This is a genomic window from Acidovorax kalamii, from assembly GCF_002245625.1.
Classification (GTDB): domain Bacteria; phylum Pseudomonadota; class Gammaproteobacteria; order Burkholderiales; family Burkholderiaceae_C; genus Acidovorax; species Acidovorax kalamii.
Genome location: NZ_NOIG01000004.1, coordinates 637,693 through 650,851, shown reverse-complemented (window position 1 = coordinate 650,851; position 13,159 = coordinate 637,693). Strand labels below are relative to the sequence as shown.

Below are 13,159 nucleotides of genomic sequence, written 5' to 3'. Positions count from 1 at the left end.
CTGATTTTTGTGGGGGGGGGCACAAGCCCTCGGAGCGGCCCAACCGCACCGAGGGCTTGCGATGTCAGAACGGGAATGCGGGTGGTGCGTCCTTCACGGTGATCCACTGCCACTGCGTGTATTCATCAATGTCAGCAGGCCCGCCCACGCTGCCCCCGTTGCCACCCACACCGGGGCCGCCAAAGGGGTTGGTGCACTCGTCGTTCACGGTCTGGTCGTTGATGTGGACCATGCCTGCGCGCAGGCGCTGGCCGATGACCATGGCGCGGCCCACGCTAGGACTGATGACGGCAGCAGCCAGGCCGCCCTGGCTGGTGTTGGCCAGCTGCACGGCCTCGTCGTCGGTGCGGAAGGTGACGAGGTTGGCCACCGGGCCAAAAGGCTCTTCGTCAAACGAACGGATGCCGGGCTTGACGCCCGAGAGCACCGTGGGCTTGTAGCAAAGCCCTTCGTAGGTGCCGCCCGCTTCGAGCTTGGCGCCCTGGGCCACGCTGTCTTTGATGACCTGGTCAAAGCGCTGCAGTTGCTTGGCATCGATCATCGGCCCCAGGGCCACTTGGCCGCTGGCACCATCGCCCACGGGCAGGTGCGTGGCCTTGCCCACCATGCGTTGCAGGATGCCTTCGGCAATTGATTCGTGCACCAGGATGCGGTTGGATGCCATGCAGATCTGCCCCTGGTGGAACCACGCGCCAAATGCGGCAGCGCTGGCGGCGGCGTCCAGATCAGCGTCTTCCAAAATGATGAGGTTGTTGGCCCCGCCCAGCTCCAGCGACACCTTCTTGAGGCGCTGCCCCGCCAGCGCGCCAATGCGGCGGCCTACCGCGGGCGAGCCGGTGAAGGCGATCATGGGCACGCGCTCGTCCACCACCAGCGCCTCGCCCGCCTCGGCATCGCCCGGCAGCACTTGCAGCAGGCCCTTGGGCAGGCCGGCCTCTTCAAATACGCGGGCCATGATGAAGCCGCCACTTACCGGCGTGCGCGTGTCGGGCTTGAGCACCACTGCATTGCCCAGCGCCAGCGCCGGGGCCACCGAGCGCAGGCCCAGGATGAGCGGGAAGTTGAACGGCGAGATCACGCCCACCACTCCGTGCGGCACGCGCCGCGCAATCGACAGGCGCCCTGGCGTGCTGGGCAGCACCTGGCCCTGGGCCTGCATGGGCAAGGCTGCGGCCAGGTGGCACAGCGTAATGGCCTCGCGCACCTCGTGCTGGCCCTTGGGCACGATGCCGCCGGTTTCGCGGGCTACCGCCATGGCCAACTCGTCAAAGTGCTGCTCAAAAATGCTGGCCGCACGGTGGAACACGGCTGCACGCTCGCGCGGCCCCGTGGCCGCCCACGCGGCCTGCGCCTGCTGCGCACGGCCAATGGCGGCCTGCATGTCGGCCGCACTGGCAATGCCCACGCGGCTGAGCACCTGGCCCGTGGCAGGCTCCACCGCATCACGCGCCGTGCTCAGCGCGGTAGACCATGCACCATCAAAGGCCTTGCCCGCCCAGAGGCGGTTGTCCAGCAGGCCTGGTTTTTCTGAAACACCCATTGCATTGCTCCTTGGTTGAAATCAAAACCCACCGCATGGCTGCGGCGGTGTGACCTCAAATTGCAACGGGCGTACCAGCCCCGCCTGCCACCAAGCCCCAAAACGCCTGAAACACGGGCTTTTTGAGAGGGCGCGCTACGGACTTTCCCTAGGCCCAAACACGCCTGGTATGGGCGACTTTTTGCCACCAAATAGTTATCATTCATAAACAAATGGCACTGCAAAGATTGATCAAATGATCACTTTTTGATCAATTTCTGATTCACCACCGGAGAACCCCATGCCGAAGCGCCGCGTCTCTCTGGCCGACCTGCACCGCACCGCCGTGGGCCAAGGCCAGGCCTTGCTGGGCACCGTGCCTGCCGAAGCCCCCCGCGCCCTGGGCGGGTTTGACACCCATGGCATCAGCCAGCACACCCACCCCACGGTGGCCGACATCAGCGAATGCCTGTTCTTCTCGCCCGGCGACGGGCGCATCTGGCTGCAAGACCAGCGCATGATCCTGCTGCACTCCGAGGCCCTGGGCTCACTGCGGCGCGAGCTGATCGACAGCATTGGCCTGGACAAGGCACGCGGCCTGCTCACCCGTGCGGGCTATGTGAGCGGCGCGCGCGACGCCCGCCTGGTGCGCCAGCAATGGCCCGACGCCGAACCCACCGCCGCAGCCATGGCAGGCACCCGCCTGCACGCGCTGGAGGGCGTGGTGCAGGTGGAGGTGGTGCATGCCCGCTACAACGCCGAGCTGGGCGAATACGACGGCGAGTTCATCTGGCACAACTCCAGCGAAGACGACGAGCACATCGCCGCCTATGGCGTGGGCGGCTCGCCCGCGTGCTGGATGCAGGTGGGCTACGCCACAGGCTACGTCAGCACCCTGTTCGGCCGCATGATCGTCTTTCGTGAGGTGGAGTGCCGATCCTCCGGCGCAGCGCACTGCCGCGTGGTGGGCAAATCGGCCGAACTGTGGGACGACCCCGAGCAAGACCTGTTCTACCTGAACGCCCAGGACTTTGTGGGCACCCCGCCCGCAACGCTGCCCCCCTCCATGCCAGAAGGCGCGCGGGCCAAGACACGCACCACCTACCTGGGCGTGCCACCGGGCAAGGCGGCATCCGGCAACGCAGGCACCGCCGCCGACCCCACGGCAAACGCCACCATGGTCGGCGCGTCATCCGCCTTCAACGCCGCCTGCCACATGCTGCAGCGCGTGGCCCCCACCGCTGCCACCGTGTTGTTCACCGGGGAATCGGGCGTGGGCAAGGAGATGTTTGCCAGCATGCTCCACCGCATCAGCCCCCGCAGCAGCCAGCCCTTTGTGGCCATCAACTGCGCGGCCATCCCCGAGACGCTGGTAGAGAGCGAACTCTTTGGCGTGGAGCGCGGCGCCTACACCGGCGCAGGCACATCGCGCCCCGGCCGGTTTGAGCGCGCCCACGGCGGCACCCTCTTCCTCGACGAAATCGGCACGCTCAGCCTGGTCGCCCAGGGCAAGCTGCTGCGCGCCCTGCAAGAAGGCGAGGTAGAGCGCGTGGGCGGCACCCGCACCGTGCGCGTGGATGTGCGCCTGGTGGCCGCCACCAACGTGGACCTGCGCCAGGCCGTGCGCGAAGGCACGTTCCGCGAAGACCTGTTCTACCGCCTCAACGTCTTCCCCATCCACCTGCCCCCGCTGCGCGACCGACGCGACGACATCCCCCTGCTGATGAGCCACTTCTTGGCCCACTACCAGCGCAAGCACCAGCGGCAGGTGCCCGGCTTTAGCCAGGCGGCCGTGAAGGCGATGTTTCACTACCCCTTCCCCGGCAACATCCGCGAGCTGCAGAACCTGATTGAGCGGGCGGTGATCTTGGCGACGGATGGCGAACCCATTGAGCCGCACCACCTGTTTGCAGGCGGTGAGCAAAGTGGCGGCGGGGTGATGTCGCTGCACTTGCAGGGGAACAGCGGGGGGACGTTGCATGCGCAGGGAGTGGCGGGTGTGGGGGCTGCTGCGATGCAGGTTCCGCAAGCCGCAGCGAGTGCGCGGGCTGGTGTGGCGCTACCGCCAGCCGCTGCGCCGGTGGTGGCACCGCTGCACCAGGCGGAAGAGCAAATGCTGCGGCAGGCGTTGCAAAGCGCGGGGGGGAATGTGGCGCTGGCTGGGCGGTTGCTGGGGATTAGCCGGGCGACGATGGCTTATCGGGTGAGGAAATTTTCGATTAGGGATCTATGAAATTGAAAACTCGACTGGCAATTGGAGTTGCGATAGGCTTTTTAGGAATGAAATTTGGCAACGAGTATCGGCACCAAAAGCGCTATCAATGCACGGCCACTATCCCCATAGAAAGCACTTTGCCGTGATCGCTGGGTCTCAATTTCTTCCCGAACGTCCCAGTGCGCCCGTGGCGTAATTTTTTGATAACCATGCTTGAACTCGGCTCAACGGAATTTCATCTAGCAATTCCAAGTTTTCCTGAAGCGGAACTCAAACACCTTTCCTCCAAACTCTTCGATACATGGGAAGAGTACGTTGATACCGCACTGGCACTGCGAGACTACTCGTTGTTGTTGCAGGTCGAGGAAGGCTCTGTCGGCGGCATCGCAAAAATTGGTGCTGCGCTGGGAATTCTCTATATAGGCATAGGCAACTATGGAGACTTCGTATCTGGCGTGAAGACGATCGGTGAGCAGATCGGCGCCACATCCGAGTTCGTAACACAGCACGCAAGCCGAGTTTTCTCCTGCCCGGATTCGAAAGTGACGACCCGCAGACGAGGCGGAACAATTAAGTCGCTTCAACACCTGTTTACCAAAGTCCAACGCGGCGAACTCTCAGCCGAAGAAGCAACTGCTCGGGCAGAAAAGATTCTTGGAACTGAAGCTGCGAGTACTCCCCAATTTCTCGAAGACTTAAGAAACGCGTTTGACCGCTGCCCGCGTCACCATGAACAACAGCAGCTTCCCTTCGTCGATGAACCGGATGCCCCGCGTTTCCAGCCTCTCGAATTGCCGTCCAAGCCGAAGTCTCCTCGCCCCGCACCTGTTCTTGGTCCTGCACTACAGCTGAGAATTGAGGTATGGCGAGAGTCAAAAAGGAAGCGCAAACACACGCGAGTAATGAAGCTTTGAGCACCAAGTGCTGCTAGTTGCAACTCGGCACCTAAGCTTTAAAAGAGCCTCTTTTACCTATGCGCCCCCGTTCGATCTCGGGTCGCAGAACCTGGGCAACCGCCTTCGCCCGATCCCCACCACGATAGTTCCCCTCTGGGCACAAGCTAGCCATTTCCTCTACCAGCAGCTCATCCAGCGCTCCTGCAGCTCCCCCTGCGCGTCGTCGGCCTAGCTGACCGCCTTAACGCCGTTGAACCGAGCCAACACCGCCAACTTCATGTGCCGGTGAGCGTCTCCACCAAAGGAGCGGGCACAAGATAGACAGACGAAACATATACAATTCGAATACGTTTCGCATAAAGTCAGCATCCCATGGGCATAGTCAAAATTTCCGACCAGATGCACGAAAACCTGCGTCTGGCCAGCACGGCGCTGAGCCGTTCCATCAACTCCCAGGCCGAGCACTGGATGCGTGTCGGCATGCTGGCCGAGATGTACCCCGACCTGGACCACCGTGAGATTTGCCAGATGCTGGTGCGGGCCGAGCTGGCGGGTGGGCTGGATGTGGCGCTGGCGGCGCGGGGTGAGCTGGACAGCAAGCCTGCTGCAGACGCTCCCACCGCACGCGCCAGAAAGCAGCCGCACTGATGGCCCGCGCTGACCGTGGGGTGCCGATCCGCTCGGCCGAAGAACTGGTGATGGCGCGGCGGGCCGCACAACTGGCCGCCGAGGTGCTAGCGATGATCGAGCCGCATGTGGTGCCGGGCGTGACCACCGACGCGTTGGACCGCCTGTGCCACGACCACATCGTGAACGTGCAGGGCGCACGGCCTGCCAATGTGGGCTACCTGGGCTACCCCAAGACGGTGCTGACCTCGGTGAACCATGTCGTGTGCCATGGCATCCCCTCGCCCCAGCAGATGCTGAAGAAGGGCGACATCGTGAACATTGATGTGGCGGTGGAAAAAGACGGCTGGTATGGCGACACCAGCCGCATGTTCTGCGTGGGCACGCCCAGCGTGCTGGCACACCGGCTGGTGCGCACCACGTATGAGGCGCTGTGCGCAGGCATCCGCACGGTGAAGCCGGGAGCCACGCTGGGCGATGTGGGCCACGCGATTGCCACGGTGGCGCAGCGTGAGAACTTCAGCGTGGTGCGCGAGTATTGCGGCCACGGCATTGGTACCGTGTACCACGATGAGCCGCAGGTGCTGCACTACGGGCGGCGCGGCCAGGGGCTGCGGCTGGAGGCGGGCATGGTCTTCACCATCGAGCCCATGCTGAACGCAGGCCAGCGCGAGACCAAGGAGCTGGCCGATGGCTGGACGGTGGTGACCAAGGACCGGTCGCTCTCGGCCCAGTGGGAGCACATGGTGGCGGTGACGGACAGCGGCTATGAGGTGCTGACGGCGTGGCCCGGGGGCACTGGGGCTTATCCGGCGGTGTAGCCAAACCGGCGCTGCAAAGTGGGGGCAAAGCCTGGCGCCCTTAATAGGCAAGGGAACATCAGGCGCTGGGCAATTGCAGCCGGGCCCAAGCGGCCATCACATCGAGCTGCTTCTTGATCCAGTCGGCAGACATCATGTTGGCGCCCCAGTGGTGGATGCGCGCCACGCCCTCCCCCATGTTCCACAGATGCCGCAACTGCACGAAGAGCGGCAAGGCGGCGAGGTCGGCATCGGTGACAAGGCCGCCCCCTGCGCGGTAGCCAGCCAAGTACTGCTGCCAGCGCTTGAGCAAGGCGTCGTCAGGCTCCATGGGGGCCTTGCGCGGCAGGTTCGACCACAGCCACACACACAGGTCATAGGTCAGGAACCCTGGCCCGGCGTCGTCAAAGTCAAAGAAGGCGGCGCGCTGCACACCATCGGCATCGGTGGTCACATGGTTGTTGAAGCCATGCGTGTCGCCGTGGCACATCACGCGGGTCAAGGTGCCCTCAACTTCCGCCAGCTCGCTCAGAAGGCGCTCAATCAGTTGCCGGTAGGCATCCAGCACGGAAGGGTCGATCTCGGGATGGGCGGCAAGGTAGTCCAGCGTGCGGCCTGCAAGGTGGTGGCCGTCCAGCACATAGCGGCTTGCGGGGCCTGTGAAGCTTTGCGCGGCGCTGTGAATCTGCGCCAGCGTGGCGCCGGTCAGGTGCAGTTCTTCTGGCGTATCGGGCACGGCACCATCGCAGTGGCGAAACAGGACCAGCGCACGCGGCCCCTCTGGGAACGGCAGGGTAACGCTGGCAGCACCATTCGCAGCCAGGACCGGTGTGGCCACGCCCACACCCTGTGCGTGCAGATGGGCCAGCAGCGCGACCTCGAAATCCACATTGAACGGACCGCGCGGCCGGATGGCGCAAAGCCGCGCCACATAGCGGCTGCCATCCGTGGCCCGCACGGCGTAGTTGTCATTGAGGTTGCGGCGGATCAGGTAACACTGCTGCACTGGCAGGCCGTAGTGCTGCGCCACCCAAACACTCACGGCAGAGGCAGCGGCTGTGGTGTGCGAGGCAATCGGGCTGAGGTCATGCGATGTTGGTGAAAGCATGCGGCATTCTCCATGGATGCAGCATGAAACACCCGTGCGACGTGGTTCGATGGGCTTGCACCCAGACGTTGTCGCTCCCCCCAGGCTGGTACTAGCGGGAAAACAGCTACATCACTAGAAAATGCTTAAAAAGGCTGCTACCGCCCGATGGCATTGCACCATCGGTATCAAAACCATAGCAATCCACGTCGCCATCACCACGGCAGCTTGTCGCCGCTGTAGGCGTAAAAGCACCCCGTTTCCTCCACCGGCAACCCATCCAGCACCCGCAGCATGTCGCCCGCCGCATCTGCAGCGGGACGGCCGATTTCTGCGCCATTGAACGGGGCCGACAAGGCCGAGTTGACGGTGCCCGGGTGCAGCGCCACCAGCACGGCCTGCGGGTGGGTGCGGGCCACTTCGATGGCAGCCGTTTTGACCAGCATGTTGAGCGCGGCCTTGCTGGCGCGGTAGCTGTACCAGCCGCCCAGGCGGTTGTCGCCAATGCTGCCCACCTTTGCCGAGAGCACGGCCAGCAGGCCGCGCCCCTGTTTGGGCAACAGCGGTGCAAAGTGGGCCAGCACGAGAGCGGGGCCGAAGGTGTTGGTGCGGAAGGTGGCTTCCATCTGCGTGTAGTTCAACTGGCCCAAGCGCTTTTCAGGCATGCCGTGGGGGCCGTGCAACAGGCCTGCGGCGTGGATGATGCAGTGCCACGGGCCTTGGGCCTTGAGCTGCTGGGCGGCGGCGGCGATGGTAGCTTCGTCATCCAGATCGACCGCCGGGCTGGTGTGGCGGCCCAGGCCCACGGCCAGTGCGCAGCGCGGATCGGCCTGCAGGTGGGCGAGGAAGGCGTTGCCGATGGCGCCGGTGGAGCCGATGACCAGGGCGCGGTATCCCTCGGGCAGGGACTGCAGGGACGCGAACGGCGAGGCGGGTGGCTGTGGGTTAGACATAGCGCGGTCCTGCGGTGGGGGTGTCGTGGGGTGATGGGCAGGCAGGCTACAGCGCATCCAGCCGCGTGCGCAGGCTGGCCGCATGCTCGCGCAGCGCATCGAGCTGCGGGCCCTGCATCTTCTGCAACTGGCGGTACACCATGCCGAGGCGGAAGTTGCTGCCCAGCGTGCCTTCGTTGCGCGCAAAGAAGTCCCAGTACAGGGCGTTGTACGGACAAGCGCGGACGCCTACCTTTTGCTTTTTGTCGTAGTGACAACCGCTGCAGTAGTCGCTCATGCGGTCGATGTAGGCGGCGCTGCTCACATAGGGTTTGGTGGCCAGCAGGCCGCCGTCGGCAAACTGGCTCATGCCCACGGTGTTGGGCACTTCCACCCATTCAAAGGCGTCGATGTACACGCCCAGATACCAGCGGTGCACGGCGGCAGGGTCCAACCCCGCCAGCAGCGCAAAGTTGCCGATGACCATGAGGCGCTGGATGTGGTGGGCGTACGCATGCTCTAACGACTGGCCCACGGCGTGCTGCATGCAGCGCATGCGGGTCTTGCCCGTCCAGAACCAGTCAGGCAGCGGCGTGCTGTGGCCCAGGGCGTTGCGCTCGTCATAGCCGGGCATATGGGCCCAGTAGATACCGCGCACGTATTCGCGCCAGCCGAGGATCTGGCGGACAAAGCCCTCCACGGCAGGCAGGGGCGCAGTGCCTGCGTGGTAAGCGGCCTGGGCGCGTTGCACCACCTCATGCGGGCGCAGCATTTTGGTGTTGAGTGCGAAGGACAGCAGGGAGTGAAAAAGCCTGCTGCTCTTCGTGCTCATGGCGTCCTCATACGCACCAAAGTCCGGCAGCGTGGTGGTGATGAAATGGTCCAGCCACGCCAGTGCCTCGGCCCGGTTCAGCGGCCAGCGCAGCGCGTGGGCCTGCGGGTGGCCAAAGCTTTGCACGCCTGCGGCCTGAATGGTGGCCCACAGGGCGCTGTGGTCGTGCGTGGGACGGGCGTCGGGCGGCAATGCCGGTGTGCCGGGCCAGGGCTTGCGGTTGTCGTGGTCGTAGTTCCACTGGCCGCCTTCGGGTTCGCCAGCCTCGTCGATCAGCACGCTGTGGCGCTGGCGCATGCGGCGGTAGAAATGCTCCATCAGCCACTGCTTGCGGCCTTGGAACACCTCGGCCATTTCGGTGCGGGTGGTGTAGAAGTGCTCGCTGCTGATGGCCTGCACGGCAAACGTCTGCTCTGCACCCCAGGTGCACAGTTGCTCGTCCAGCCGCCATTCGTCGGGGTGCTGGTATTGCAGCGTCTGCGCGCCGTAGTGCGCCATGAGGGCGGCCAGGTTGGCGGGGATGGACTGGCGGTTGCTGGCGTCATCAATCGCCACGTAGCGCACGCGGTGCCCGGCCTCGCGCAGGTGGCGGGCCAGGTCTCGCATGGCGGCAAAGATGGCGAGGATTTTTTGCGCGTGGTGCAGCACATAGTCCGTCTCTTGCCGCACTTCCATCAGCACGTAGACCACGCCTTCGTCCTGCGCGGCGAACCACGAATGCTCGGGGTTGAGCTGGTCGCCCAGCAGCAGTCGCAGGATGTGAGTGCGGGACGGCGGCGTGGTCATGCCGTGCCCCACAGGCGGCGGTAGCTGCCATCGGCATCGTGGTCTTGCGCCTGCTTGATGGGGTTGAAGCGGCGCCCCCCGCGCGGGTCGGTGCCGCGCCCGGCGATGTAGAGCCAGTTGGCCTGGTTGCTGTACACGTCGTAGTCCACCAGTTGCGATTCAAACCACGCGGCGCCAGCGCGCCAGTCGCTGTGCAGGTCGTAGATGAGGTAGCTGGCCACCACCTGGCGCAGGCGGTTGCTCAGATACCCGGTGGCAGCCAGCTCACGCATGGCGGCATCGACCAGCGGCTCGCCCGTCTCGCCCCGGCACCAGCGTTCAAAGTCGCGCGGGTTATGTGGGGCGGGTGGCAGTTCTGACAGCCCCCGCGCCCGGTACAGCGCTGCGCCGTATTGCAGGTGCAGCAGCCGAAAGTAGTCGCGCCACAGCAGCTCAAACCACAGCCAGTAGGTGCCATCGTTGGCACCGTGGTCGCGCTCAAAGGTTTTCAGATCCGCATAGATCTGGCGCGGCGAGAGCGCCCCCGTGGCCACCCAGGGCGAGAACTTGCTGGAGTAGTCCAGCCCCGTGAGTCCGTTGCGCGTGGCCTTGTAGCTGTGGGGCAGCTTGCGGGCAAGGTACTGCGCCAGGTGGGCCAACGCGGCGGCCTCGCTGCCATCGCAAGCAGGCGTTCCGTAGGGGAAGGACGAGCGCGCATCGCTGCCCTGGGGCGGTGTGGGTTGCTGGATGCTGGCAGCGCCCTGCTCTGCGCCCACGGCCTGCAACACGGGTGCAGGCACTTGGGGCGGCGGCAGCAGCCGGGCGGGTGCTGGCAGTGGTACAGCGGGGGTGATGCCTGCGCGCTCGACCTTCTGCCGGAAGCTGGTAAACACACCGGGCAGGTCAGAGGCAGGCCAGGGCATGTCGGCCGGGTGCAGCAGACTGCTGTGCCATACGCTACGCACCTGCAGGCCTGCCGCGCGCAGGGCGGCGACTTCCGCCTGTTCGTAAGGGACGGGAATGTCTTCGCACACCACGGTGGTGGCCCCCAAGGCCTGGGCCAGTTGCGGCAAGGCGGTGGCGGGTGGGGTCTGACAGATCAGCAGCGGGTTGCCCAATACACTCGTCTGTTGATGCAGACCGCGCAGCGCGGCAGCGGTGAAGGCGCGGCGGTGTGGGCCGACGCGGGCAAAACCCCAGGGCGTGCGTTCATCGGGCGCGGGCAGGCACACCACGGGCAGCAGATGGGTAGCCCCGCTGGTGAGCGCTGCGTGCAGCGCGGGCTGGTCGTGCAGCCGCAGGTCGTTGCGAAACCAGAACAGCACGGTGCTCATGCGGTGCCCTCCCCTGCCACGCCTTGCGAAGTGCTGCTGCGCTTGCGTTCGTTGCGGCAGCGGTCGGAGCAATATTTCACCTCGTCCCACACCTTCTCCCACTTCTTGCGCCAGGTGAAGGGCAGGCCGCAGTGTTGGCAGGTCTTCTGCGGAAGGTCTGATTTTTTGCGCATGCGCATGGCGGGCCTGTGGGTGGGCTACGCAGGCTTCAACACCTGCTGGGCCAGCGCACGCCCGCTGAGCCACGCACCTTCGACCTTGCCGCCATGGAGCCAGTCGCCACACAGGCCCAGGCGCATTTGCGCATCCCACCAGCTGCCCTGCGTGAGCGCGGGTTCGGTGTCGGCATAGCGCCAACGGTGGGCGGTGGCGGCCAAAGGTGCGGGGCCACCCAGGGCGGCAAAGGCGGCGAGCAATGCGGCCGTGACGGCCTCGGCACTGTCTTCGATATGGGCCTCGCTCCACTCGGCGCTGGCATGCAGCAGCCAGGTCTCTTGCCCCGTGCGGCCGGGTTTGCTGCTGTCGCGCGCCACCCAGCGCAGCGGGCCGGTGTTGATGAACGCGCCCTCCCATGGCAGGGCCACAGGGCTGGCGTAGCGCAGCATCACAGCCCAGCTGCCACGCATGCGGGCGCTGGCGGCCAAGGCGGCGCCTGCAGGGGCCACGGCGGCAAGCAAGGGCACGGTCTGCGGGGCGGGCACGGCCAGCAGCACGGCGCTGTAACGCGGGCTGTGCAGGCCGTGCTCTGACGAGGTGATGGTCCAACCGCCCTCGGCGTGGTCCAGCCGCTGCACGGTGGTTTGCCACTGCGCCAGCGCAGGCGCGCCCAAGTGCTGCACCAGCCAGGCGGCGGGCGAAGTCATGCGCGGTGTGCCCACAAATCGCTCCAGCGGGGTGGCCGGGGTGGTCCAGGCGGTGCCGTCAAAGCTGGCCAGCCGGGCATTCCACAACGCAGCCACTCCGGCCTGCTGCCAGCGGGCCACCTCGGCGCGAAAGGCAGGGTCGCGGGCGGTGAAGTATTGGGCGCCGTGGTCGCACTGCCAGGGGCCGTTGTCGTCTTCGGCGCGGCGGGTGCTCATGCGGCCAGACGGGCCACGGGATTTGTCGAACACATGCACCGTGTGGCCTGCCTGCAGCAGCGCCTGCGCGCACGACAAGCCTGCCAGGCCTGCGCCAATGACGGCGATGGTTTGTGGCGTAGCAAGGCTCATGGTTGTGGGTCGGTTCGTTCATGGGTCACCCAGATCAGCGCCTGGGTGTCGATGCCCAGGGCCTGTGCGCGGGCGATGAGTTGTTCGCGCACGCCAGGGGGCAGTTGCGTGGTGCGCGACAGGATCCAGCAGTAGCTGCGGTCCGGCCCAACCACCAGCGCCCACTGGTAGTTGGCGTCCAGCGCGGCCACGTGGTAGCCGCCGTAGAACGGACCAAAGAACGACACCTTGAGCGAGGCCGTGTTGGCATCGCCCGTGAACAGGGCCTTGCCCTCGGCCTGGCGCCAGTCGTTCTTGCCGGTGTCAAAACCCCGGTTGAGCACGCGCACGCTGCCGTCCGCCTGGCGCTGGTAGGTGGCGCTCACGTCTGTCATGCCACGTTCAAACGAATGGTCCAGCCGGGCCACTTCGTACCAGCGGCCCTCATAGCGGGCCAGGTCAAACGGAGTGACGGGGGTGATGCCCTCGGGTGGGCGGGTGGACGAGCAGCCGCTCAAGGCAAGCGCCGCCACGGCCAGCCCGAGCCAGGCGCAGCGGCGGAAGCAGGATAGGAAGAAGGGCATAAATTACCAATTAGTCACAAAACAAACCAATTGGTATTCTGCCACCGCAAACGCTGTTGTGCCCAAAGCCCGGCAGCAGCGGGTGCCATGGCCCGCCCGTAAACTCTGCCCATGACTTTTCAAATCACCGTTTACTCCAAATCCGCCTGCCCCCAATGCGATTCAGCCAAGAAGCTGCTGCAGTCGCGTTCGCTGCCTTTTGAGGAAATCAAGATCGACGACGAGGCAGAGCGCCTGGCGTTTTATGCCAAGTGCGGGCCTTCGGTGCGGCAGATGCCGCAGATCTTCATCAACAACCAGCGCGTGGGTGGGCTGGCGGGGCTGCAGGCTGCGCTGGCGCAGATCGGCCAGTGACACCCGCTTTCGTCCCTCCCCTGG

Annotated in this window: 13 protein-coding genes; 5 read left to right on the top strand and 8 right to left on the bottom strand. The window is 65.3% G+C overall.

Going from position 1 to position 13,159, the window contains the following annotated elements; translation table 11 throughout:
• Positions 1–64: 64 nt before the first annotated feature.
• On the bottom strand, positions 65–1,540 hold the full coding sequence (locus CBY09_RS06075) for a benzaldehyde dehydrogenase (RefSeq protein WP_094287435.1): 1,476 nt from the start codon (positions 1,538–1,540) through the stop codon (positions 65–67).
• Between the two features lie 280 nt (positions 1,541–1,820).
• Here CBY09_RS06075 and CBY09_RS06070 point away from each other — a divergent pair, with 280 nt between their 5' ends.
• The 4 genes from CBY09_RS06070 (at position 1,821) to map (ending at position 6,078) form a co-directional block, all read left to right on the top strand.
• On the top strand, positions 1,821–3,752 hold the full coding sequence (locus tag CBY09_RS06070; RefSeq protein ID WP_094287433.1) for a sigma-54-dependent Fis family transcriptional regulator: 1,932 nt from the start codon (positions 1,821–1,823) through the stop codon (positions 3,750–3,752).
• A 191-nt stretch (positions 3,753–3,943) separates the two neighbouring features.
• Entirely contained in the window at positions 3,944–4,648 is a 705-nt protein-coding gene (locus tag CBY09_RS23635) for a BAR domain-containing protein (protein WP_133066241.1), read from the top strand.
• 354 nt (positions 4,649–5,002) lie between these two features.
• Positions 5,003–5,278 carry a ParD-like family protein gene (locus CBY09_RS06065; protein ID WP_094287431.1) on the top strand — a complete coding sequence of 92 codons (276 nt, stop codon included), beginning with the start codon at positions 5,003–5,005 and terminating at the stop codon, positions 5,276–5,278.
• Complete coding sequence (gene map, locus CBY09_RS06060) at positions 5,278–6,078, top strand: type I methionyl aminopeptidase (protein WP_094287428.1); 801 nt, start codon at positions 5,278–5,280, stop codon at positions 6,076–6,078. Before CBY09_RS06065 ends, map begins: the two co-directional genes overlap by 1 nt.
• Before the next feature lie 58 nt (positions 6,079–6,136).
• Here the strand turns inward: map and CBY09_RS06055 are convergent, their stop codons facing one another.
• The 7 genes from CBY09_RS06055 to CBY09_RS06025 all read right to left on the bottom strand — a co-directional run bounded on the left by CBY09_RS06055 (position 6,137) and on the right by CBY09_RS06025 (position 12,781).
• Complete coding sequence (locus tag CBY09_RS06055) at positions 6,137–7,165, bottom strand: phosphotransferase enzyme family protein (RefSeq protein ID WP_094287426.1); 1,029 nt, start codon at positions 7,163–7,165, stop codon at positions 6,137–6,139.
• A gap of 194 nt (positions 7,166–7,359) precedes the next feature.
• On the bottom strand, positions 7,360–8,097 hold the full coding sequence (locus tag CBY09_RS06050; RefSeq protein WP_094287424.1) for an SDR family NAD(P)-dependent oxidoreductase: 738 nt from the start codon (positions 8,095–8,097) through the stop codon (positions 7,360–7,362).
• 46 nt (positions 8,098–8,143) lie between these two features.
• Positions 8,144–9,694, bottom strand: coding sequence for a cryptochrome/photolyase family protein (locus tag CBY09_RS06045; RefSeq protein WP_094287422.1), 1,551 nt, complete (start codon positions 9,692–9,694; stop codon positions 8,144–8,146).
• Positions 9,691–11,007 carry a DASH family cryptochrome gene (locus CBY09_RS06040; protein WP_094287420.1) on the bottom strand — a complete coding sequence of 439 codons (1,317 nt, stop codon included), beginning with the start codon at positions 11,005–11,007 and terminating at the stop codon, positions 9,691–9,693. The genes CBY09_RS06045 and CBY09_RS06040 overlap by 4 nt, the downstream gene beginning before the upstream one ends.
• Entirely contained in the window at positions 11,004–11,180 is a 177-nt protein-coding gene (locus tag CBY09_RS06035) for a DUF2256 domain-containing protein (protein ID WP_476692200.1), read from the bottom strand. The genes CBY09_RS06040 and CBY09_RS06035 overlap by 4 nt, the downstream gene beginning before the upstream one ends.
• A 24-nt stretch (positions 11,181–11,204) precedes the next feature.
• Entirely contained in the window at positions 11,205–12,218 is a 1,014-nt protein-coding gene (locus CBY09_RS06030; RefSeq protein ID WP_094287416.1) for an NAD(P)/FAD-dependent oxidoreductase, read from the bottom strand.
• Positions 12,215–12,781 (bottom strand): lipocalin family protein, encoded by a 567-nt coding sequence (locus CBY09_RS06025; RefSeq protein ID WP_094287414.1) that lies wholly within the window; start codon positions 12,779–12,781, stop codon positions 12,215–12,217. The genes CBY09_RS06030 and CBY09_RS06025 overlap by 4 nt, the downstream gene beginning before the upstream one ends.
• Positions 12,782–12,892: 111 nt before the next feature.
• Here CBY09_RS06025 and CBY09_RS06020 point away from each other — a divergent pair, with 111 nt between their 5' ends.
• A complete protein-coding gene (locus CBY09_RS06020) occupies positions 12,893–13,135 on the top strand; it encodes a glutaredoxin domain-containing protein (RefSeq protein WP_055400446.1) in 243 nt (80 codons plus the stop codon).
• Positions 13,136–13,159: the final 24 nt, after the last annotated feature.

What these genes read in the sequence shown, in the direction of transcription:
- CBY09_RS06075 (WP_094287435.1), bottom strand. Translation starts at nt 1,540, where the DNA reads ATGGGTGTTTCAGAAAAACCAGGCCTGCTGGACAACCGCCTCTGGGCG.
- CBY09_RS06070 (WP_094287433.1), top strand. Translation starts at nt 1,821, where the DNA reads ATGCCGAAGCGCCGCGTCTCTCTGGCCGACCTGCACCGCACCGCCGTG.
- CBY09_RS23635 (WP_133066241.1), top strand. Translation starts at nt 3,944, where the DNA reads ATGCTTGAACTCGGCTCAACGGAATTTCATCTAGCAATTCCAAGTTTT.
- CBY09_RS06065 (WP_094287431.1), top strand. Translation starts at nt 5,003, where the DNA reads ATGGGCATAGTCAAAATTTCCGACCAGATGCACGAAAACCTGCGTCTG.
- map (WP_094287428.1), top strand. Translation starts at nt 5,278, where the DNA reads ATGGCCCGCGCTGACCGTGGGGTGCCGATCCGCTCGGCCGAAGAACTG.
- CBY09_RS06055 (WP_094287426.1), bottom strand. Translation starts at nt 7,165, where the DNA reads ATGCTTTCACCAACATCGCATGACCTCAGCCCGATTGCCTCGCACACC.
- CBY09_RS06050 (WP_094287424.1), bottom strand. Translation starts at nt 8,097, where the DNA reads ATGTCTAACCCACAGCCACCCGCCTCGCCGTTCGCGTCCCTGCAGTCC.
- CBY09_RS06045 (WP_094287422.1), bottom strand. Translation starts at nt 9,694, where the DNA reads ATGACCACGCCGCCGTCCCGCACTCACATCCTGCGACTGCTGCTGGGC.
- CBY09_RS06040 (WP_094287420.1), bottom strand. Translation starts at nt 11,007, where the DNA reads ATGAGCACCGTGCTGTTCTGGTTTCGCAACGACCTGCGGCTGCACGAC.
- CBY09_RS06035 (WP_476692200.1), bottom strand. Translation starts at nt 11,180, where the DNA reads ATGCGCAAAAAATCAGACCTTCCGCAGAAGACCTGCCAACACTGCGGC.
- CBY09_RS06030 (WP_094287416.1), bottom strand. Translation starts at nt 12,218, where the DNA reads ATGAGCCTTGCTACGCCACAAACCATCGCCGTCATTGGCGCAGGCCTG.
- CBY09_RS06025 (WP_094287414.1), bottom strand. Translation starts at nt 12,781, where the DNA reads ATGCCCTTCTTCCTATCCTGCTTCCGCCGCTGCGCCTGGCTCGGGCTG.
- CBY09_RS06020 (WP_055400446.1), top strand. Translation starts at nt 12,893, where the DNA reads ATGACTTTTCAAATCACCGTTTACTCCAAATCCGCCTGCCCCCAATGC.